Origin of the sequence: Chryseobacterium gallinarum, assembly GCF_001021975.1 — a bacterium.
In the GTDB taxonomy this organism is placed as follows: Bacteria; Bacteroidota; Bacteroidia; order Flavobacteriales; family Weeksellaceae; genus Chryseobacterium; species Chryseobacterium gallinarum.
In genome coordinates this window covers 4,121,745-4,142,853 of record NZ_CP009928.1, presented here as the reverse complement: position 1 = coordinate 4,142,853, position 21,109 = coordinate 4,121,745, and the positions used below count along the sequence as shown (strand labels likewise).

Here is a 21,109-nt window from a genome sequence, read left to right as displayed (position 1 = left end):
GTTCAACTACAGGAACTCTGAAAATTATTTTTGGTACCTCTGGAATCTGAAAAATATCAAAATTCCATATCTTGCTTGATTTCTTTGAGTTATATATTTGTATTCGTTCTAATTTTATATTATAGATGAAAATTTTGTAAAATTTTAAAATGAATTTGTAATATATCAAAAATAAATTCGTTATAATTTTACAAAACCATAAAATTAAAACTATATGAAAAATTTAAAGAAACTGTCTAAATCAGATTTGAAGTCAGTGTACGGAGGAGAACCTAAACAATATTGTACCTACTGTGAATGGGCTGGCAAAGTAATTTGCAGCGAAATTCCAATCGTTCAATGTCCTTAAAAAAAAACCGCTTTTTAGCGGTTTTTTTTATTGATGGGTGCTCTTTGCAAAATCAGTCAATGTTGCTTTAAGATCTTTGGAGTTGCCTATCGTGTCAAAGATGATATTATCAATCCTCCATCCTTTATCTGTATTGATGAGGTGTACCTTATCTGTCCACAATAGTTTTGGGGTTGTCTGGTTGTATTCGAACTGAACAAATGCACTCGCTGTTTTATTATGCATGTCTATAGAACGGATTTTATATCCGGTATATCCTTCATACAAACTTGAAAAAATTGCTCCTTCAAATATCAGAGGTTTTTCATCAGGATGGGTACTGTTTTTTACTTTCTCAATATCCGCTTTGGAAGCATTTATGGCATTCTCTACTATTTTTTTGAGATCGGGGGTGAACAGATCATCCGCAATTGGTTGGTTGTAGATAGCTTCATTGGATTTTCCGTATAAGCTGTAAAGTTCATTTATCTTTTTCGTAATGGAGATATTGTCGTTTGGTACAGCAATTGAGGATTCTTTTTTCTGACAAGCTATAACGCTCAGAAGGAAGCCTAAATATAGAAAAAACAGTCTTTTCATCATTATAATATAATATCCTCATATAGCTTCAAAATGTATACCAGATACATATGTAAAAACAGGGCGACACGGAAATAAAATAATAAAAGATGCGAATAACAATAAGCTTTAAAATACTCCTGTTTCTATCATTACTAAATTGGTATGAAATACATTAATACAATAATAAAAAATCAATACATTTGAATTGATAAAAAAATGATGGACCCTATTCTTAACGTTGCTGTTCGCTCCCTTTGTGTTTACCTTTTTATGGTAATTGCAATTCGGTTATTTGGTAAAAATCAATTATCTCAGCTGAATGCAGGAGATGTGGTTTTATTGCTTTTAATTTCCAATGCTGTTCAGAATGCGATGGTAGGGCAGAATACTTCGCTGGAGGGAGGTCTTGTAGCCGCATTGGTTTTGTTTGTGGCTAATTTTATTTTAAAAAGAATTATGTTTTCCAGCCGCTCGTTTGAGACATTTATGGAAGATGACCCTGTGATCCTTATAAAAGATGGGGTAGTAGATCAGGCGGCATTGAATAGGGTGAAAATTACCAGGGGAGAACTTGAAGAAGCTATAAGAGAACATGGTATTGAAACAATAGATCATGTAAAACTATCAGTACTTGAAGTGGATGGTAATATCAGTGTGGTTTCCGAAGATGAAAAGACAAAACAAACCCACTATTCAAGAATCAAAAGAAAAATGAAAAGAAAATATCATTAATACAATGAATTACGAATTAAGAGAAATGGTTCCCGGGGATGAACCCAGAGTATTGGAAATCTTCAGGCAGGGAATCGATAGTGGTATGGCCACATTTGAAACGGAAGTGCCTACTGCAGAAGCCTGGGATATGGAATACTTTAATACCTGCCGCTGGGTGCTGGAAAATGAAAATAACGAAGTGGTGGGATGGTGTGCTTTAAAACCTGTAAGCAAGAGAGAATGTTTTAAAGGGGTTGCAGAAGTAAGTATTTACTTTGACAATGATTACCAAGGGAAAGGATTAGGATCGGTTTTGTTAAAAAAACTGATTTTAGATAGCGAGGATCACGGTTTCTGGACTTTGCAGACCAATATCTTTGCCGATAATGAAGCTTCTGTTAAGTTTCATCAGAAAAATGGTTTCAGAATAGTAGGGGTTCGCAAAAAGCTTGGAAAACTTAATGGAGAATGGAAAGACGTTATTATGTTTGAAAAAAGAAGCGGAATGATGTAATGAAACCGGAATGGGGGACCGGATATTCATTCTCCCTCAATTCATTTTCAGCCACTGCGTGTGAAGGATTGGCACTAACCTTGATATATTTCACAACTAAGATTTAAAAAATGAAAAGTATAATCAAAATGACGGGTGTTCTTATTGTAACACTCATGTTAACCTCTTGCGTTGTCCATGATTATGGTCATCGTCCGAAACCACTTCCACCGGGACAGGCCAAAAAAATATATGGAGGAAGCGCAAAAGATTATGCCCCGGGGCAGGTTAAAAAAAGACATGGCCGCTATTAAACTATAAATTTTGCAGTTAATTTTTCAGCTGCAATATCTTGTTTCAGCATTTTTGGCATTAAGCTTGATATATTTCGCTACTAAGTTTGAAAAAGTGAAAATAATGAAAAGTATGTTTAAGATTATCGGGGCCGGTGTGGTGATGCTGATGCTGTCCTCTTGTATTGTACATGAGCCTCACGGAAGGAGAATGCCTCCCGGTCATGCAAAAAGATTTTATGGTGGAAGCGCAAGGTATTATGCACCCGGACATGTTAAAAAAGTGTATATTTATGAGGATCGTGGTCACCACCACAGGGGACGTGGTCGTGGACATCACAGATAAAAAAAGAAAAGCACCGAATCCAACCGGTGCTTTTCTTTTTTTATCTTATAATCTTGATTTTTTCGGATTCAGGAAAGTATTAAAGATCATGACTTCCTGACCAAATTTCTTTTCGATCCTCTCGGAAATATTTAAAAGCTCACTTTTAACGAAATCTTCCCGGAGCTCATCATTATCAAACATTAAAAGGAGGTTGTAATTTTTACCTTCTTCAATATAATCACTATGTACGTCAGAAAGGATATATTTGTTGACATCCATTAAGTTTTCAGTCATTAAAACCAGGGTTTCATCAATATAATTTTCCCATTCTTCAAGGTTATCTTTTGTACAATGGAAAGTTATACTTAATACGCTCATATTTTATGAATTTTTAAGATTTTTTGGATAAATTCTACAGCAAAAATCGGCAATTTTTTCGTAAATTAGCCCGTTAATAAAAATTGGAAATAAATAATTTTCAGACACACAGCTAAAGGTCTGACTATCATTATAATAAATTTGTTTATGCAAAAAGAAGGAGAAAGACTGATTCCTATCAACATTGTTGATGAAATGAAGTCGTCTTATATCGATTATTCGATGTCGGTTATCGTTTCAAGAGCGTTACCCGATGTAAGAGACGGCTTGAAACCCGTTCATAGAAGAGTGCTATATGGTATGTATGGATTAGGGGTTTTTTCTAATAGAAAATATTTAAAATCTGCGAGAATTGTTGGGGATGTTTTGGGTAAATATCACCCACACGGAGATTCCTCTGTATATGATGCAATGGTAAGAATGGCTCAGGAATGGAGCTTGCGTTATCCACAGGTAGACGGACAAGGAAACTTCGGTTCCATGGATGGCGATCCACCGGCAGCAATGCGTTATACTGAAGCAAGATTGAAAAAAATCTCTGATGAGGTTCTTTCAGACCTGGACAAAGAAACCGTTGATTTCCAGAATAACTTTGACGACAGTTTGCAGGAGCCAACCGTGATGCCTACGAAAATTCCAAACCTTTTGGTGAACGGAGCTTCAGGTATTGCAGTAGGGATGGCGACGAATATGGCACCTCACAACTTATCGGAATCTGTAGACGCTATCTGTGCTTATATCGATAACAAAGAAATTACCATCGATGAATTGATGCAGCATATTATCGCTCCGGATTTCCCTACAGGGGGTATCATCTACGGTTATGATGGTGTAAGAGACGCTTTCCACACCGGTAGAGGAAGAGTAGTGCTAAGAGCAAAAGTTAACTTTGAGGAAATCGGTAACAGAAATGCAATTATTGTAACGGAGGTTCCTTATCAGGTGAACAAAGCTGAGATGATTGCCAGGACCGCAGAATTGGTGAAAGATGAAAAAATTCCCGGTATCCATGAAATCAGAGATGAATCTGATAGAAAAGGACTTCGTATCGTTTATGAATTAAAAAATGATGCTATCCCGAATGTGGTTCTGAATCTTCTATATAAATATACAGCCCTGCAGACTTCTTTCAGCGTAAATAATATTGCGCTGGTACACGGAAGACCGGAGCAGTTAAACTTAAAAGATATCATCAGTCATTTCGTAGAGCACAGACATGAGATCATCATAAGAAGAACTCAGTTTGAACTTAAAAAAGCAAAAGAAAGAGCACATATCCTGGAAGGATTCATGAAGGTGATCGGAACCCAGGACGCCTTGGATAAAGCCATTTCTATCATCCGTCATAGTGCTAACCCTCAGGCTGCAAAAGAAGGTTTGATTGAGGCATTTGAGCTTTCAGAAATTCAGGCCCAGGCGATTCTTGATCTGAGATTAGCTCGTCTTACAGGAATGGAGCTTGATAAGATCCGTGATGAATATGATGCGATCATGAAAGAAATTGCAAATTTGGAAGATATTTTAGCTAATGAGCCTAGAAGATTCCAGATCATTAAAGATGAATTGATCGAAATTAAAGAAAAATATGGTGACGAGAGAAGAACTGAAATTGATTATTCAGGAGGAGAAATGTCTATTGAAGACATCATTCCGAACGAATCTGTAGTTCTTACCATTTCTCACGCAGGATATATTAAGAGAACTTCCCTTTCAGAATATAAAATCCAAAGTAGAGGCGGTGTAGGAAATAAAGCTGCTACCACAAGAGATTCTGACTTCCTTGAATATATTGTTTCTGCAACCAATCACCAATATATGCTGTTCTTCACAGAAAAAGGAAGATGTTACTGGCTTAGGGTGTTTGAAATTCCTGAAGGTTCAAAAACAGCAAAAGGAAGAGCGGTACAGAACCTTATCAACATTGAACCGGATGATAAGATTAAAGCATATATCAGAACCAATAACCTTAAAGATTCTGAATATGTAAACCAGATGAGTGTTGTAATGGTAACAAAGAACGGAACCATTAAGAAAACATCACTTGAAGCGTATTCCAGACCAAGGGTAAATGGGGTAAATGCTATTGAAATCAGAGATAATGACCAATTGTTAGGAGCTTATCTTACCAATGGCTCTTCTCAGATCATGATCGCTACGAAAAACGGTAAGTGTATCCGTTTCCCTGAAGAAAAAGTAAGGGAAGTAGGTAGAGGATCTATCGGGGTAAGAGGTATTCTTCTTGAAGACGGAGACGAAGCTATTGGTATGATTGTTGTGAATGATGTAGAAAATGAAACAGTTCTTGTGGTATCTGAAAAAGGATATGGTAAGAGAACTGCAGTAGAAGATTACAGGATTACGAACAGAGGAGGAAAAGGAGTTATTACCCTGAACATTACCGAAAAAACAGGAAACCTGATTGCTATTCAGAATGTGACAGACGAAGATGGATTGATGATCATCAATAAATCCGGTGTTGCCATCAGAATGGGAATGGATGAAATGAGGGTAATGGGAAGAAATACCCAGGGAGTAAGAGTGATCAATCTTAAGAAGAATGACGAAATTGCAGCCATCGCAAAAGTAGCAATGGATAAAGATGTAGAAGATGAAGAGGTGGAAGCTGAAGAAAATGAAGAAGGAACAGGAACTTTATTTGACAACCTTGAAGACGAAAATATAGCACCTCAGGCTGAAAATGACCCGGCAGAGGATGAGGGGAATTCTGATTCTGAAGAATAAATTGTACAATTAATATAAAATAGTTATTATGAAGAAACTAATTTTAGGAATGGCTATCGTAGCTTCTGCCTTTGTTTTCGGACAGAAAGGAGATGTAAATGCTAAGCTTCAGGAAGCTAATAAGGCAGCTATGGATGCATATAATGCAAAAAATTATGCAGCTGCAGCACCTAAGTTTGTAGAAGTTTACGACTTATTGAAGGCAAACGGTCAGGACAATAAAATATATATGTATTATGCAGGACTTAGTCAGGCGTTAGCAAACAACGCTGATGCTGCAATTAAAATATATACAGATCTGATCAACTCCGGATTTACAGGAGTGGAGACTACCTATACTGCAAAAGAAAAAAAGACAGGTCAGGTAGTAAACCTTGATAAAACAACCTGGGAGCTTATGAAAAAGAATTCTGATTATTCAGATTTCAAAACAGAGCAATCTAAAAGTATTGAACCGGATCTGTATGAAACATTAGCTTCTTTGCTTCTTAACCAGAAGAAAGGAACTGAAGCTCTTGCTATTATAGAAAAAGGATTAGCTAAATTTCCAAACAATGCTAAACTTAAAGAGGCTCAAACTACAGCTTATCTGCAATCAGGAAATACGGATAAATTCGTTGCAGGTTTAAGAGAGCAGTTGGCTAAAAACCCTAATGATGCTACCAACTGGTATAATCTTGGGGTAATGCAGGCTAAGAATCCTGCTACTACAAATGATGCTATTGAATCGTTCAAAAAAGCAATAGAGCTTAAGCCTGGCTTTGCAGATGCTTATCAGAACCTGGTATATACAACTATCGGAGATGATGCAAAAACGGTATCTGATATCAATGCTTTGAGAAAAGATAAGCCGGACGAAGCTTCCAAGCTGATTGACGCAAGAAGAGATAGGTTTGCCAAAGCTTTACCTTTTGCAGAAGCATGGTATAAATCGGCTCCTGAAAGTCTTGATGCAGTTACTACTTTGAAAGAAATTTATGTAGTGACTAAAAATATGGATAAAGTTAAAGAAATGAAAGCTAAAGAAGCTGAGCTTAGCGCTAAAGCAAAGTAATCATCAATAACTCAATTTATAAAAGCCGGAATGTTCACGTTCCGGTTTTTGTTTTTTAGGAAATAAAAGCGGCTATTACAGCTTTATTATCTTCAGGTAAAATTAATGATGTCATTGACTTTCAGTAATGACGGCCGAAGCTTCGGGCTTCTTTTCTTCCAGCTTCCAGCCTTTGTCAATGACAATGCGGGAGTGCTAAATTTCAGCCCGGAAATTCTTTGTAATTCCGTATCTTTGAGAAAAATTTTTATACGATGATCGAGTGGAAAACCGCCAAAGAATACGAAGATATTACCTACAAAAAATGTAATGGGGTTGCAAGAATTGCTTTCAACAGACCGGAAGTCCGTAATGCCTTCAGACCTAAAACGACTTCAGAATTATACGATGCTTTTTATGATGCCTATGAAGATCCTTCAATAGGGGTGGTTTTACTTTCAGGAGAAGGACCGAGCCCTAAAGACGGAGGCTGGGCTTTCTGTAGTGGAGGAGATCAGAAAGCAAGAGGTCATCAGGGATACGTAGGAGAAGACGGAAGACACCGTTTGAATATTCTTGAAGTGCAGCGTTTGATCCGTTTTATGCCTAAAGTAGTCATTGCGGTGGTTCCCGGATGGGCTGTAGGAGGTGGTCACTCCCTTCATGTTGTTTGTGACCTGACATTGGCAAGTGAAGAGCATGCAATTTTCAAACAAACCGATGCAGATGTAACAAGTTTTGACGGAGGATACGGATCGGCTTACCTTGCAAAAATGGTAGGACAGAAAAAAGCCCGTGAGATCTTCTTTTTAGGAAGAAACTACTCTGCTCAGGAAGCGTTTGAAATGGGAATGGTAAACAAAGTGGTTCCTCATGCCGAGCTGGAAGATACCGCTTATGAATGGGCCCAGGAGATATTAGCAAAATCCCCAACTTCTATCAGAATGCTGAAGTTCGCTATGAACCTTACAGACGATGGTATGGTAGGACAGCAGGTGTTCGCAGGAGAGGCAACCCGTTTAGCTTATATGACAGAAGAAGCCAAAGAAGGAAGAAACGCATTCCTGGAAAAAAGAAAACCGAACTTCGGAGAAGATCAATGGATATCGTAGATTGGTAAACTATTTTTGTAGGCCATGAGAATTCGTCGGGAAGATCTTGAGAGAAATATAGCAAGTAAAGAAAGAAGAAAGGAAAGTGAATTTCTTCTCTATACTGATTTTGAACAATATTTATCAGATCGGTATTTCTATGATAATCCTGATAGGGATTTCTCTGGGAAAGATTGTTTTCCACTAATTGAATTCAAATCTGAATATAGTGAGCATATCTGGTATCGTTTCCATATGAATGACCGTGAGTTTGAAGTAGGCAAAATGCCTTCTGAAGACTGCAGTTCAAGATTTAGAAATATTTATCTGACAGATACAAAGGCTATAAATCCATGGAAATACGGAACCTGTTATGGTATTTGTTCCGAAGAGAATAATAGCATACTCATATTGCCTTATTTTAATTCAGTCCGGTTTTATGAGCTGTTTAATGTTTTTGTTTGTACCACTTCTTTTGAAGATACAGTAGATCCGGAAACTTTCTTAGAACAAATGTATTATTTTGATGAAAAAGGCAGATTTATCAAACAGGAAAAAAGAGGTAATATAGGTTTGTTTCCGGATATCGCGGTGATCGATAATGAGGTAATAGAAATAAAACTGGATGGTTTCAATGTGGATGAAGTTTATAGATATAATCTGTTTGTGGTCTGTATAATAGACTATGATAATGTTGTAAGAAAGCAAGTTATAGATAATACAGGAAATTATATTCTAGATAAAGCTTATCTTGATGTTATTGTGAGAACTGCTGAAGAGACCATCTTTGCTGTAGATGAAAATGAAATAATCTGTTTTGATACCGAAGGCAATAAGAAAAGAACCTATCCTGGTTTCAATCATATTGATGAGGTAGTTGAAAACGGTCTCAGAATTGGGAAAAAGTCGGAGAAAAAAACAGATTTTAGCATTATCAATTTTAATGGAGAGCAACTCTTGAAGCAGACTTATGATTTTGTTGAAAAATGCTCAATGAATAAAAACTTTAAGATTTTTCAAGGCAACTGGTATTCATCTACAGGATATACGGACGAAATTGATCCTGAAACAGAAATTGTCCAGGCTAAGCTGAATAAAATCCGCACAGATATATCAGTTCATCGTTTTCATCCCAATGGCAAATGGGGAATAATAAATGAAAATGAAGAAATTATCCTTCCGGGCATCTACAGCTGGATTGAGGAGATAGGCGAAAATACTTTTCTGTTGAATGAAGGGGGAAGACTGTTGCGCTGTTCAAAATGTATAGATGAATGGGATCTGGACAATGTAGATAAATTGATTATTCATGGAGGTAAATGGTTTACTTATAATGTTTTGAATACAAAATTTGAAGCTACAGAAATAGAATACGATTCAAATAATTTTATAAATTCAGTATATAAAATAGAATGATTGATTGGATAAAAGCCGCAAGGCTACGAACTTTACCGCTTTCATTAAGCGGGATTATTATGGGAGCTTTCATTGCCAAATGGAGATTATACAGGGAAGGCGGAATATGGGACTGGAGAATTTTTGCACTCGCACTTTTGGTAACGCTTTTGTATCAGATTTTATCAAACTATGCCAATGATTATGGCGATGGAGTAAAAGGAACGGATGCCAAAAGAATCAATGAAGCGGAAGCAAGGGCAGTGGCATCAGGAAAAATTACAGCAAAACAAATGAAAAATGCTGTGATTCTTTTCTCTGCATTATCTTTTATGGCGACAATTGCGTTGCTATATGTAGCTTTTATTCCGGAACATATGAATGAATTTTATATCTTCATCGGATTGGGAGTGGCAAGTATTTTAGCAGCTATCGGATATACGGTAGGGAAGAAGCCTTATGGGTATATGGGGCTTGGAGATATTTTCGTATTTATCTTCTTTGGATTGGTTTCCGTATGCGGCAGCTATTTCCTGTTTACAAAAACTTTCAGCTGGGATATGTTATTGCCGGGAACAGCAGTGGGTATGATGAGTATGGCGGTCCTTAACCTTAACAATATGAGGGATATTGAAAGTGATAAATTATCTGGAAAGAACAGTTTTGCATTGAGAATCGGATTCAAAAATGCCATGATTTATGAAATGATCCTGTTACAGCTTCCTTTGATCCTTATCCTTATCTTTTTAGGAGTAAACGGATTTATACAGCAGCAAAATTATTATGTTTTTATTGTAATGATCCTGTTGTTCCCGTTAGCAAAACTGAGAAGAAATATCATGTCGGTAAAAGAGCCGAAAGAATTAGATCAATATTTGAAGCAGGTGGGAATCATGACGTTTGTAATGGCTATTCTTACGGCGGCCGGGCTTAATTTATTTAATTAAATCTAAAATAGTATATCATGAGTTCCAATGTCTACGTCGAAGCACAAATGCTTATCAGAAAACCGATTGAAGATGTTTTTGAAGCATTCATCAATCCTGAAGTAACGACTAATTTCTGGTTTACCAAATCTACCGGAAAATTAGAAGAGGGTAAAACGGTTACCTGGGAATGGGAAATGTATGGAGTAAAAAACGTAGTGAAAGTTCATCAGATCATCCCGAACCAACTCATTAAAACAGAGTGGGGTGAACCTTCCGTGAATGTAGACTATGAGTTTAAAACCATGGAAAACGGAACCCTTGTTGTGATTAAAAGCTATGGATTCAGCCAGACCGGGGAAAACCTTTTAAGACAGGTTAATGACAATACAGGTGGTTTCACAACAGTTTTAGATGGTTGTAAAGCCTATTTGGAGCATAGAATCAAACTGAATTTGATTGAAGATAAATTTCCGCCGAAATAATAGATAAAATTTATCCATCATCGAAGCCCTTTAGCTTATGCCACCAGGAGTAGAATACGATGTAAAAAAAACTATAAAAAGAAAGCTCCTCTCCATGTACTTTGTAAGAGGTTGGTGGACGAATAAAGATGATTGTTCTATAAAGGAAGCCGGTATAGGAGGCACCATCCGCTTTCATATAGAAACCGAACATGTGGATGACGGCGATGAAATTATTTTTACGGTATATGATTCTGATGGGATAGAATTTCTGGATGATAGGCTTAGTCTTACTGTGCAAGGGACCACAACAGCTTATAATAAAGTGAAAATAACTGGCAATATAGGCTTTATAGAATGGACAACCGGAGAAGGTAGTCTTGCCCTTTTGCAGGAAAACTTTGAAGGGGATGAACTGGAACTGTATGTAAAATGTGAATACAAAGGTAATATCGTAAACTTACCTCATGACAGCGATGACTATCTGATGCTGTATGAAAAAGAGGTGCTTATTACGGTTTTGATAGAATTGCCGCATTCGTCTTATACATTACTAAATAATCCTCTTAGTGCCTTAGGTTTAGCAGGACACTCAGCTATGGCAATTGGAGATAGATACTTTGATTATGGACCAGACTATGCACAGACAATTGTAAGTGAAAAAAGATATGATTATGATTTTAATGAAGATGGAGATAAGGATGATAATATTGATCTAACAGCACTGGATAAAGATGGTCAGCCTGTTTATACCATTAATGAAAAATTTGCACCGGGGAGACCTTGGTGGGGCGAGAGTATAGCAGAGAGAAAAAAAATTAAAGCAGAAGAAGTGACATTAAAAATGGCTCTTGAACATATTGCATTTCCATGGAATGGAATAAAGGATAGTAATGGTAATTATATAGTAAGACCAACTAATATTTATGGAGAAGTTCACAAAGTGGAATTTTATGTAAAAGAAAGAGAAGCTAAAAAAATGATAGAATGGTGGGAAGAAAGATATGAGCATTTAAAAGTTTATAGTGTTTGGCCTTGGGCAGGAGAGCAATGTACTACAGCCGTGAAAACTGCTATACAACAGGCATTTCCGTTTAACATTACAAAACCTCTAATGAGTAATTATATTCCAGACACAACTCAAATGCCAAGCGGTTTACTAGAGGATTTAAAATCTTTTATTAGCACCTCTAGACAACATTCAAACCAATTTGCAAAGCAAAATATTATTAAAAATGAAAGTAAAAACTTTCCATAAAATGAAAAAATACATTATTATGTCTTTTTTAACGTCAGTTTTTACATTATTAGGGTGTAAAAATTCTAACAGTAAAATTTATTCTGGCTCACCTGAGTTTTCTGCTTTTGAAAGATCGTCCAAAGTAAATTTAGAGAAGCTTAATCAAATTTATGAAGGTAATTTTGAAAGAATATTTAAGATGAAAATATCTTCGACAAACGATGTTTTTCATAAAACAGTATTTGTACAAAAAAAAATATATAATATTGGCTTTTTTCATCAAGACGATAAGCTTGGAAAAGAAGGCAGAATATGGTATCTCATGAAGATTGATCCTAATACTGGAGAAATATTAGAGTTTAAAGAATAATAATGAAAAAGAGTTTAAAGACTTAAAACCAATTTTTTATTATTTTGAGGATGGATACTACTACTTTGGATATGAGACTGATTCTACAAATGATAAATTAATGTAGAAAAAAGTCCCTATGACATAGATTCGTTTTATCAAGTTATGTATATATATGAGTTTTATTACATTGGCTTTGCAAATAAAAACGATAAGAGAAATAAAGAAGAAGCTCCATTATATTTTTTAGCAAAAGTAAATTCCAAAACAGGGGAGATTTCAGTTGAAAAATAGAATTGATATAAAATAAAAAGAATAAACCACGGATGTCACAAACACTTTCACGAATGTCACTACCTCATTGTGTATTTGTGAAATTATTTGAGCCATTGGTGTTTCATAATAATTGAAAAATTAAACGTACAATGAAAATACAATTTTTAGGGCAAAATTGTTTCTTGTTTACTTACAAAGACAAGACTATTTTAAGTGACCCTTTTTACAATTACAAAAAAGCAGAGTCGGGATTTAATATTGCCGCTCAGAAAATCGATTACATTTTGTTGACCCATGCGCATGGTGATCATATTGCAGATGTTGCGGAAGTTTTGCAGCATTATCCGGAGGCTACTGTAATCGGGGTACCTGAAGTATGCGGGTATTTTAAACAGGCAAAAAATACAGACGATGTAAACTTGGGAGGATCAGCAAAAATCGACGATCTTAAAATTTCCATGGTTCCGGCTCACCATACAAGCTCTTTCCCGGATGGAAGCTACGGAGGGGTTCCTGTAGGGTATATTTTCAGGCTTCCTGAAGGTAAAAACATCTATTTGGCAGGAGACACAGGGGTAATGGCAGATATGGAACTATTCCCAAGATTATACGGGAATATCGACCTTTCTATTCTTCCTATCGGTAGTCACTACACCATGTGCCCGAGAAAAGCATCTTTTGCGGCTGCGGAACTTTTAAAAACGCCAAAAGTAATCGGGTGTCATTTTGATACATTCCCTGCAATCGAGATCAACCACGAAAGTGCATTAAAGCATTTTGCAGATAAAAATGTAGAACTTGTTTTACCGAAACTGGGCGAGACATTCGAATTTTAATCAATAAAAGAAAGGAGGTAATTTTAAAAATCAACAATGAAAATAGTGCGTAAGGTATTAAAAACAAAAAAAGATAATTATCCAATTACCTCTCTTCTCACTTTAAACCAAAAAAAAATGGCAAGCTACCTAAATCACACCGCTACGACCGATTACCTTTGCTGCGTTCCCACCCTGGAGGATTCTCAGGAGCTGGTTGTTTAGGACTTGCCGTTGCAAAGGTAGGAAATATTTGTAAACTTCAAAACATTATTAAAGAAAATTTGTCGAAAAAATGCAGTGGTAGAGCTAAGCAGCTGACATTTAGAGGAATAATTTTTCACTTTTTTCTAAAAATTTAAACATGACGAAAAGTCCATCAACACTAGGAATTATACTATTTATCGCTACAATGATCGTTTTTTTTGTAGTATACACTTTTTTTTCAGGAATCAATTATTTTGATATCTCACTGAAAGCCAATGCTTTTATTTTACCTGTTTTATATGCGGGTGCTGCTTTCTGGTCTGTTAAATCATATTGGAATAACCATAGAGTTGTAAAGTTTAAAGAAGCTTTCAAGAGGGCATTTATTCCGATGTTCATAGGGGGAATTCTTTCCATTTTCAGTATTTATGCTTTTCTAAACTTTGTGGATCCGGCTGCCAAAAGCCTATTGAACTATCAATATGTTCAAAGACAAAAATCAGAACTGGATACAGAATATACTTCGGCAAGAAAAATTTTAAAACATCAGAAAGATATTGATGAGCTGGATCAAAAATACAAAGAAAGGTTGCAAAGCTTTACTCCTGAAGCTGTGAAAGGAAAAGATATGCTTACGGCAAGTCATTTTTCAGGATATTTTGCAGCAATTCTTATATTTTACGTAGTTTTGTCGGTGTTTTTCGGAGCATTTTTCAGAACGAGAAGTGTTTATCAGCCCGAAGAAGCCAATCAAGCCTAATTTTATTAAAAATTAAATGAATTTATCTATAGTTATTCCGTTACTGAACGAGGAAGACTCTTTGGAAGAGCTTTTTTCAAGAATTGATAACGTTTGCAAAACCAATAATTTATCTTATGAAATCTGGTTTGTAGATGATGGAAGTACGGATTTGTCGTGGAGTATTATTGAGAATATGAAAGTACAGTATCCTCAGATCCACGCTATTAAATTTTCCAGAAATTACGGGAAATCACAGGCACTTCACGCCGCTTTTGCAAGAACGAACGGAGATGTGGTAATCACCATGGATGCAGATTTACAGGACTTCCCGGAAGAGATTCCTGAACTCTACAATATGGTTGTTAATGAAAATTACGATATCGTTTCCGGTTGGAAAAAGAAGCGTTTTGATAATGTGATGACAAAAAATATACCGTCAAAATTATTCAACGCTGCTGCCAGAAAAGTTTCGGGAGTATATCTTCACGATTTCAATTGTGGTTTGAAAGCCTACAAAAAACAAGTCGTAAAATCCGTTGATGTATACGGGGATATGCACCGTTATATCCCGGTATTGGCTGCCAATGCAGGATTCAGAAGAATTACTGAAAAAGAAGTACAGCATCAGGCAAGGCCTTACGGAACTTCAAAATTCGGAACAGAAAGATTTATCAGAGGTTTTTTAGATCTGGTAACGCTTTGGTTTGTAAGCCGGTTTGGAGGAAGGCCCATGCATTTTTTTGGAGCAGTAGGAACCTTAATGTTTATCTTCGGTTTTCTTTCAGCCCTTTGGTTGGGAGTATCCAAACTGATTGATGTAGCCAGAGGGATTTATGGACACTTGATTACCAATAACCCTTGGTTCTATATTGCTTTAACGATGATGATCATGGGAACCTTATTATTTGTTGCCGGATTCTTAGGAGAAATGATTATCAGAACCAACCGTGAGCATAAGAACTATAATATTGATGAAGTGATATAATGGAAGAAAAATTACCCAAAATTTATTCTAAAAAATCAATTTTAGGATTTTCTATTTTTCTTTCTACGCTTTTCGGAGGTGTTTTATTGTTTCAAAACCTATTGGATGTCGATAAGAAGAAAGAAGCTTATACTGTTTTAGGAGTTTCTATTGTAATAACCATATTGACAGGTATTATAGTTAATATTCCGGATAAACCCATCAGTGCTCTGGCTTATGTTTGCGGGTTTGCAGGAGGGATATTATTATCCGATTATTTTGTTCCGAAATATTTTCCCAACGAACCGGAATATCCAAAGAAACCCATATGGAAACCTTTAATTATTGGAATTATTATTGTTGTTATTTTGGTAGCACTAGCAATTTATTCTGCTTCGGCGGAAAATAGTTATTAAATGATATCAATATATATTATAAAACATCTCAAAAAGTAATGCTTTTTGAGATGTTTTTTCTTTTATGGAATGCCTGTAAGTAGAAATTACTGGCTTTTATTTTTAATGGGTTAAAATTTCAACCTCTGATTTTATAAGAATAGGACAAAAAAGAAAATTAACTTCTCCCTGAAAAGTAAAAAAATTGAAAATTATCAGGTATTTTATTGTCAAAAGACAAAGTTTTTTAAAAATTTTAATCCTATTTTTGTTACATAATAGAGTTGGGAATTCTCTGGATCAGATGTAAAATGGCTTTGAGGATTTTCGATACGAATGATTATGTTTAATCATCAGAATGATAATAGAATATTTAAAATTAAATATGAAAAAAATAGTATACACATTAATGCTGGTGGCGGTTATTTCCTGTGGTAAGGTTTCTCCAAAAGGAAATATTGAAAAGAAAGATGTGGATGTTTCAGAGTTTGTTAATCTGGATCTGAATGGTAAATTCCGTGTATTTTATGCCAGGGGCCCGAAAAATTTTGTGGAAATTGAGACGTATCCCAACATAGCAAATAACCTTGACGTTGATGTAAAAGATAAAACACTTTTCATTAAAGAAAAGAGAGGAACAAAAGGAGTGGATTTTTATAACGTGACCATTTATTCAAAATATAACCTAGAAAAAGTAGCAGTTTCCGATTCCGTGGAAATGAATATTTCGAGTGAAATTAAAACAGATAATTTCAGACTCAATATGAAAAACAATGCAAGTTTCATGGGATCTGTAAACACCAGAAGAGCAGAAGTGGAGATGCAGAACAGAAGTAGAGCCAATTTTTTGGGATTAACGAAAGAAGCCGTAATAAAGATTTCAGACACAGCAAGTTTAATTGCTCCCTACTGGAAAATCACCAACCTGAATATTGATTCTAAAAACGGAAATTATGCAGAGGTCAATGTTAAAGATTCTTTGAAAGGAAATATTCAGAATACTGCCAAATTTATCTATTATAACGATCCGATCAGAGCGTTTAAGGTAGAGAAAACGGCAAAAGTTGAAAATAAGAAACTGGATTAGTAGGCTGGAAGAAGGAAGCCAGAAGTCGGGAGAACTTTTAGTTTACCATACTTTTTCCTCTTTTAACCTAAAAACAAAATATAAAAACAAAGGCAGAAAGCTTGAAACTGGGAAAAGAGAAAACTTCCATCTCCCAGCTTCGATCTTCCAGCTTAAAAACAAAACAGAATAATAAAAAAAAGCAGAATTCTGAAGCTCGGCACAGAAACATCTTCCAGCCTCCAGCTTCCTTCTTCCAGCTTAAAAAACAAACATAAATATGACAACATTAGAAAAAGCAAAACTTTGGCTACATGAAACATTCGATAAAGAAACAAGAGATGCCGTACAATTATTAATTGACAGCAATTCACCTGACCTCGAAGATTCTTTTTACAGAGAACTTGAGTTCGGAACAGGAGGAATGCGCGGTATCATGGGAGTAGGAACCAATCGCTTAAACAAATATACATTGGGACAGGCCACCCAGGGACTTGCCAATTATATGCTGCAGCAGTTCAAGGGAGAAGAAATCAAAGTCGCTATCGCTTATGATGTTCGTAATAATTCAAAAGAATTCGGAAAATTGGTTGCCGATGTTTTGACAGCAAACGGAATTAAAGTATTGCTTTTCAAAGACCACAGACCCACTCCGGAACTGTCTTTCACTGTTCGTGATAAAAAATGTAACGGAGGAATTGTATTAACAGCCTCTCACAACCCACCTGAATATAACGGTTACAAAGTTTATTGGAATGACGGGGCACAGATCGTACCACCCAACGATGAAGCGATCATCAAGGAAGTATATTCTGTAAAATTCGATGAAATTAAGTTTAACGGAAATGATGATCTGATCGAATGGATCGGAGAGGAGCAGGATGATGTGTACATCGATGCCTGCATTGAAAATTCTACCTATCAGAATGTAGGAAAAGAAAACTTAAATATTGTTTTCACATCCATCCACGGAACTACCTATACAACCATTCCAAAAGCTTTAGAAAAAGCCGGGTTTAAAAAGATTGATCTGGTAAAAGAGCAAATGATCCCAAGTGGAAACTTCCCAACGGTAGATTCTCCAAATCCGGAAGAACCGGCAGCGTTGGAAATGGCGTTGGATCTTGCAAGAATAACCAATGCTGATATCGTGATTGGAACAGATCCGGATGGTGACAGATTGGGAATTGCTGTAAGAAACCTTGAAGGTGAAATGCAGTTACTGAACGGTAACCAAACCAATACCATCCTTACTTATTACATTTTGAACGAATGGAGAAAGCAGGGAAGAATTACAGGAAAAGAGTTTATTGGTTCTACGATTGTAACATCTGATATCTTCTATGATATTGCTCAAAAATTCGGAGTAGAATGTAAGGTAGGTCTTACAGGATTCAAATGGATTGGGAAAATGATCCGTGAAGCAGAAGGAACACAAAAATTCGTATGCGGTGGAGAAGAAAGTTTCGGATTTATGACAGGAGATTTTGTTCGTGATAAAGACTCTTGCGGAAGTATTCTCTTGGCTTGTGAAATTGCTGCATGGTGCAAGGCTAACGGAAAAACAATGTATCAGTACATGATTGAGATCTACAAAGATCTTGGAATGTATTATGAAGGATTAATCAATATTGTAAGAAAAGGAAGAGAAGGAGCAGAAGAAATCCAGAGTATGATGAAAAACTTCCGCGAAAATCCTCCAAAAGAATTGGCAGGTTCTCCGGTAGAAGAAATCAAGGATTTTAAAGAGCAGACAAGCTTTACCGTTTCTACGAATGAGAAAAAGATAATGGCTGATATTCCAAAGTCTAATGTATTGATATACTATACTCAGGATGGAACAAAAGTATGTGTAAGACCTTCAGGAACAGAGCCCAAAATTAAGTTTTATGTTTCCGTAAAAGATGCCATCACTTCTGAAGCTGACTTTAAGGATAAATTGAAATCATTGGAAGCTAAAATTGGAGCGGTTAAAACAGATTTAAAACTGGATTAATCACCGGATAGCAGATGATAAAAAATATTATAACAGTTTGTATACTGTTTGCAGCTGTAGTTTCCTGTAAAAAGGAAGTTACAGTTTCTGATGTAAAACCAGCAAATGACTCAATTGCCAAAAACGAAACCAAAGAAGATCTGTATAAACCAATTGATACAGCCTGTTCTCCTGCCAATAAAACGGAGGATTATATAAACTCCCTTCAATGGTATCGTACTAAAACAGATAAGGAGATTGCAGGAAACAGTCTGGAACAGAATGATAAAACGTATGAAGACTTTCTAAAAATAAGAGAAAAATATACAGAATGCCTAAGTTCTTTGCATGCTGACATTTTAGACAAATATGTCAATTATTATGATGCAGAAAAAGAACGATACAATCTTCCGGATAATGTGAAAAAACTCGCAGCCGAATTTAAAAAAGCAGGTCTCGAATTCAGGGAAGTAGGAGAAGGGATGACTGAAATCTGGACGGTTCCGGGATATTATTCATCTGTTTTTAAGAATAAAGTGACACCGGATTATGAGGCTTATATTATGCAGAATGACAAAGAAAGCGAGACCAATTATGCAGCAGATGCCGGTTTGATGATCTCTTGGGAAGAATTGGGAAATAGGTTGATGTTCTGGGAAAATTTCATCAACAAATATCCTAAAAGTAAGTTGATGAAAACGGTAAAGGAAGGGTATAATATGTACCTGATCGATTATCTTCTGGGAATGGATAATACGCCAACCTACCAAATAGATTTCGACAAAGGGACCGGAAAACTATACGATGAAAACAGGGCGGAATTCAATAGGATTATCAAAAAATATCCGAATTCCAATACGGCAAAAAAAGCAAAAGAACTAATAGCCCTTTTTGATGCACAGATGCCGGTAGATCAAATACATGAGAGAATCCGTGTAGAGTAATAATAGTAAATTTTAAATAAGAAATAAAGTGAAAGTTTCAAAATTAGCGGCGAACCTGATTGGTTCTGAAATTGTAAAAATTGGTAACGAAGTAAACGATCTAAAAGCAAAGGGTGCAGAAATTGCCAATCTTACTATTGGTGACCTGAATTCTAATATCTATCCTATCCCGGCATTGCTGAAGGAAGAGATTCAGAAAGCCTATCAGAATAATCTGACAAATTACCCACCTGCCAACGGACTTTTATCTTTAAGAAAAGAGGTTTCCAAAGATCTGAAAAACAGATGGAACCTGGATTATGCTCCTAATGATATTTTAATTACCGCAGGATCAAGACCTTTGATCTATGCTGTATACAAAACTATCGTAGATGAAGGAGATAAAGTTGTATACCCAACTCCATCCTGGAACAATAATCATTATGCTTACCTTACTTCTGCGAATGCTGTAGAGGTAAAAACAAAGCCGGAAACCAATTTCCTTCCAACAGCAGATGATTTAAAACCTCATTTGGATGGAGCCGTTCTATTGGCTTTGTGTTCTCCACTAAACCCAACAGGAACAATGTTCACCAAAGAGCAGCTTTCAGAAATCTGTGAATTGGTAATTGCTGAAAACAAAAAAAGAAGAGCGGATGAAAAACCGTTATACTTAATGTATGACCAGATTTATTCTAACCTTACTTTTGGTGCAGAGCACGTAGATCCGGTTTCCCTTTTCCCTGAAATGAAAGAATATACCATCTACATCGATGGTATCTCAAAATGTCTTGCAGCAACAGGAGTACGTGTAGGATGGGGATTCGGGCCGGCCCACATTATCGATAAAATGAAAGCGCTTCTTACCCACGTAGGAGCCTGGGCACCGAAGCCTGAACAAGAAGCTACTGCAAAATTCTATGAGAATCCTGAAAATGTAAATACATTCGTAGCTGATTTTAAAGCTAAACTGGAAGAAAGCTTAAAAGTTCTTCACGGAGGCATTCAGGATTTGAAAGGAAAAGGATTATCCATAGACAGTATCGAACCGATGGGAGCACTTTATCTTACCATCAAACTGGATTATATCGGAAAAACTAAACCTGACGGAGCTGTAATTGAAAACTCATCAGACCTGGTATTTTATCTGATTAATGAAGCTGGGGTTGCCTTGGTTCCTTTCTCTGCATTCGGAGAAGAAAAATCAGAGCCTTGGTTCCGTGCGTCAGTAGGAGGTCTTGCCATCGACGAGATCAAAGTGATGCTTCCGAAACTGGAAAACGCTTTGAATAATTTAAAATAATTTGAATAAATACATGTTTCGACTTCGCTCAGCATGACAGCGCTAAAATCATAATGAATTAGCATTGTTGCGCAGAGTGAAGTCGAA

General features: G+C 36.2%; 24 protein-coding genes and 1 other RNA gene. 22 read left to right on the top strand and 3 right to left on the bottom strand.

Going from position 1 to position 21,109, the window contains the following annotated elements:
- Nucleotides 1–214 precede the first annotated feature (214 nt).
- Nucleotides 215–349 (top strand): bacteriocin-like protein, encoded by a 135-nt coding sequence (locus tag OK18_RS22000; protein ID WP_082129230.1) that lies wholly within the window; start codon nt 215–217, stop codon nt 347–349.
- A gap of 27 nt (nt 350–376) precedes the next feature.
- Here OK18_RS22000 and OK18_RS18415 read toward each other — a convergent pair whose 3' ends face one another.
- The gene (locus OK18_RS18415) at nt 377–931 is read right to left on the bottom strand and encodes a hypothetical protein (RefSeq protein WP_050020871.1); all 555 of its coding nucleotides are present in this window, start codon (nt 929–931) and stop codon (nt 377–379) included.
- A gap of 198 nt (nt 932–1,129) precedes the next feature.
- Here OK18_RS18415 and OK18_RS18410 point away from each other — a divergent pair, with 198 nt between their 5' ends.
- The 4 genes from OK18_RS18410 to OK18_RS18395 all read left to right on the top strand — a co-directional run bounded on the left by OK18_RS18410 (nt 1,130) and on the right by OK18_RS18395 (nt 2,756).
- The gene (locus OK18_RS18410) at nt 1,130–1,642 is read left to right on the top strand and encodes a DUF421 domain-containing protein (protein WP_050021388.1); all 513 of its coding nucleotides are present in this window, start codon (nt 1,130–1,132) and stop codon (nt 1,640–1,642) included.
- A 4-nt stretch (nt 1,643–1,646) separates the two neighbouring features.
- Nucleotides 1,647–2,138: a GNAT family N-acetyltransferase gene (locus OK18_RS18405; RefSeq protein WP_053328956.1), complete on the top strand. Its 492-nt coding sequence runs from the start codon at nt 1,647–1,649 to the stop codon at nt 2,136–2,138.
- 110 nt (nt 2,139–2,248) lie between these two features.
- Complete coding sequence (locus OK18_RS18400) at nt 2,249–2,431, top strand: hypothetical protein (protein ID WP_050020873.1); 183 nt, start codon at nt 2,249–2,251, stop codon at nt 2,429–2,431.
- Nucleotides 2,432–2,534: 103 nt separating this feature from the next.
- Nucleotides 2,535–2,756: a hypothetical protein gene (locus tag OK18_RS18395; RefSeq protein ID WP_050021389.1), complete on the top strand. Its 222-nt coding sequence runs from the start codon at nt 2,535–2,537 to the stop codon at nt 2,754–2,756.
- Nucleotides 2,757–2,801: 45 nt separating this feature from the next.
- Here OK18_RS18395 and OK18_RS18390 read toward each other — a convergent pair whose 3' ends face one another.
- Nucleotides 2,802–3,116 carry a DUF4286 family protein gene (locus OK18_RS18390; RefSeq protein ID WP_050020874.1) on the bottom strand — a complete coding sequence of 105 codons (315 nt, stop codon included), beginning with the start codon at nt 3,114–3,116 and terminating at the stop codon, nt 2,802–2,804.
- Between the two features lie 147 nt (nt 3,117–3,263).
- Here OK18_RS18390 and gyrA point away from each other — a divergent pair, with 147 nt between their 5' ends.
- The 9 genes from gyrA to OK18_RS18345 all read left to right on the top strand — a co-directional run bounded on the left by gyrA (nt 3,264) and on the right by OK18_RS18345 (nt 13,468).
- Entirely contained in the window at nt 3,264–5,858 is a 2,595-nt protein-coding gene (gene gyrA / locus OK18_RS18385; protein WP_053328955.1) for a DNA gyrase subunit A, read from the top strand.
- A 28-nt stretch (nt 5,859–5,886) separates the two neighbouring features.
- The gene (locus tag OK18_RS18380; protein WP_053328954.1) at nt 5,887–6,912 is read left to right on the top strand and encodes a tetratricopeptide repeat protein; all 1,026 of its coding nucleotides are present in this window, start codon (nt 5,887–5,889) and stop codon (nt 6,910–6,912) included.
- A 254-nt stretch (nt 6,913–7,166) separates the two neighbouring features.
- A complete protein-coding gene (locus tag OK18_RS18375; RefSeq protein ID WP_002979196.1) occupies nt 7,167–8,003 on the top strand; it encodes a 1,4-dihydroxy-2-naphthoyl-CoA synthase in 837 nt (278 codons plus the stop codon).
- A 24-nt stretch (nt 8,004–8,027) separates the two neighbouring features.
- Nucleotides 8,028–9,398 carry a hypothetical protein gene (locus OK18_RS18370; RefSeq protein WP_053328953.1) on the top strand — a complete coding sequence of 457 codons (1,371 nt, stop codon included), beginning with the start codon at nt 8,028–8,030 and terminating at the stop codon, nt 9,396–9,398.
- On the top strand, nt 9,395–10,324 hold the full coding sequence (gene menA / locus OK18_RS18365) for a 1,4-dihydroxy-2-naphthoate octaprenyltransferase (protein WP_053328952.1): 930 nt from the start codon (nt 9,395–9,397) through the stop codon (nt 10,322–10,324). Before OK18_RS18370 ends, menA begins: the two co-directional genes overlap by 4 nt.
- A 17-nt stretch (nt 10,325–10,341) precedes the next feature.
- Nucleotides 10,342–10,788 carry an SRPBCC family protein gene (locus OK18_RS18360; RefSeq protein WP_053328951.1) on the top strand — a complete coding sequence of 149 codons (447 nt, stop codon included), beginning with the start codon at nt 10,342–10,344 and terminating at the stop codon, nt 10,786–10,788.
- A gap of 37 nt (nt 10,789–10,825) precedes the next feature.
- Nucleotides 10,826–12,025, top strand: coding sequence for a hypothetical protein (locus OK18_RS18355; protein ID WP_053328950.1), 1,200 nt, complete (start codon nt 10,826–10,828; stop codon nt 12,023–12,025).
- A 1-nt stretch (nt 12,026) separates the two neighbouring features.
- Nucleotides 12,027–12,377 (top strand): hypothetical protein, encoded by a 351-nt coding sequence (locus OK18_RS18350; protein WP_156173326.1) that lies wholly within the window; start codon nt 12,027–12,029, stop codon nt 12,375–12,377.
- A 404-nt stretch (nt 12,378–12,781) separates the two neighbouring features.
- Nucleotides 12,782–13,468 carry a metal-dependent hydrolase gene (locus OK18_RS18345; RefSeq protein ID WP_053328948.1) on the top strand — a complete coding sequence of 229 codons (687 nt, stop codon included), beginning with the start codon at nt 12,782–12,784 and terminating at the stop codon, nt 13,466–13,468.
- Nucleotides 13,469–13,583: 115 nt separating this feature from the next.
- Here the strand turns inward: OK18_RS18345 and ffs are convergent.
- Nucleotides 13,584–13,681, bottom strand: an RNA gene (gene ffs, locus OK18_RS20950) — signal recognition particle sRNA small type.
- Between the two features lie 130 nt (nt 13,682–13,811).
- Between ffs and OK18_RS18340 the strand changes: the two genes are divergently transcribed.
- The 8 genes from OK18_RS18340 to OK18_RS18305 all read left to right on the top strand — a co-directional run bounded on the left by OK18_RS18340 (nt 13,812) and on the right by OK18_RS18305 (nt 21,022).
- Nucleotides 13,812–14,414 (top strand): DUF4199 domain-containing protein, encoded by a 603-nt coding sequence (locus OK18_RS18340; RefSeq protein WP_050020881.1) that lies wholly within the window; start codon nt 13,812–13,814, stop codon nt 14,412–14,414.
- A 16-nt stretch (nt 14,415–14,430) separates the two neighbouring features.
- Nucleotides 14,431–15,381 (top strand): glycosyltransferase family 2 protein, encoded by a 951-nt coding sequence (locus tag OK18_RS18335; protein WP_050020882.1) that lies wholly within the window; start codon nt 14,431–14,433, stop codon nt 15,379–15,381.
- Entirely contained in the window at nt 15,381–15,776 is a 396-nt protein-coding gene (locus tag OK18_RS18330) for a hypothetical protein (protein WP_053328947.1), read from the top strand. The genes OK18_RS18335 and OK18_RS18330 overlap by 1 nt, the downstream gene beginning before the upstream one ends.
- Before the next feature lie 364 nt (nt 15,777–16,140).
- Nucleotides 16,141–16,842 carry a GIN domain-containing protein gene (locus tag OK18_RS18325; RefSeq protein WP_053329429.1) on the top strand — a complete coding sequence of 234 codons (702 nt, stop codon included), beginning with the start codon at nt 16,141–16,143 and terminating at the stop codon, nt 16,840–16,842.
- Nucleotides 16,820–17,014 carry a hypothetical protein gene (locus tag OK18_RS18320; protein ID WP_053328946.1) on the top strand — a complete coding sequence of 65 codons (195 nt, stop codon included), beginning with the start codon at nt 16,820–16,822 and terminating at the stop codon, nt 17,012–17,014. Before OK18_RS18325 ends, OK18_RS18320 begins: the two co-directional genes overlap by 23 nt.
- A gap of 87 nt (nt 17,015–17,101) precedes the next feature.
- Nucleotides 17,102–18,817 carry a phospho-sugar mutase gene (locus OK18_RS18315; RefSeq protein ID WP_053328945.1) on the top strand — a complete coding sequence of 572 codons (1,716 nt, stop codon included), beginning with the start codon at nt 17,102–17,104 and terminating at the stop codon, nt 18,815–18,817.
- A gap of 14 nt (nt 18,818–18,831) precedes the next feature.
- Complete coding sequence (locus tag OK18_RS18310) at nt 18,832–19,740, top strand: hypothetical protein (protein ID WP_053328944.1); 909 nt, start codon at nt 18,832–18,834, stop codon at nt 19,738–19,740.
- A 28-nt stretch (nt 19,741–19,768) separates the two neighbouring features.
- Nucleotides 19,769–21,022, top strand: a complete 1,254-nt coding sequence (locus OK18_RS18305) for a pyridoxal phosphate-dependent aminotransferase (protein WP_053328943.1) — start codon at nt 19,769–19,771, stop codon at nt 21,020–21,022.
- Nucleotides 21,023–21,109: the final 87 nt, after the last annotated feature.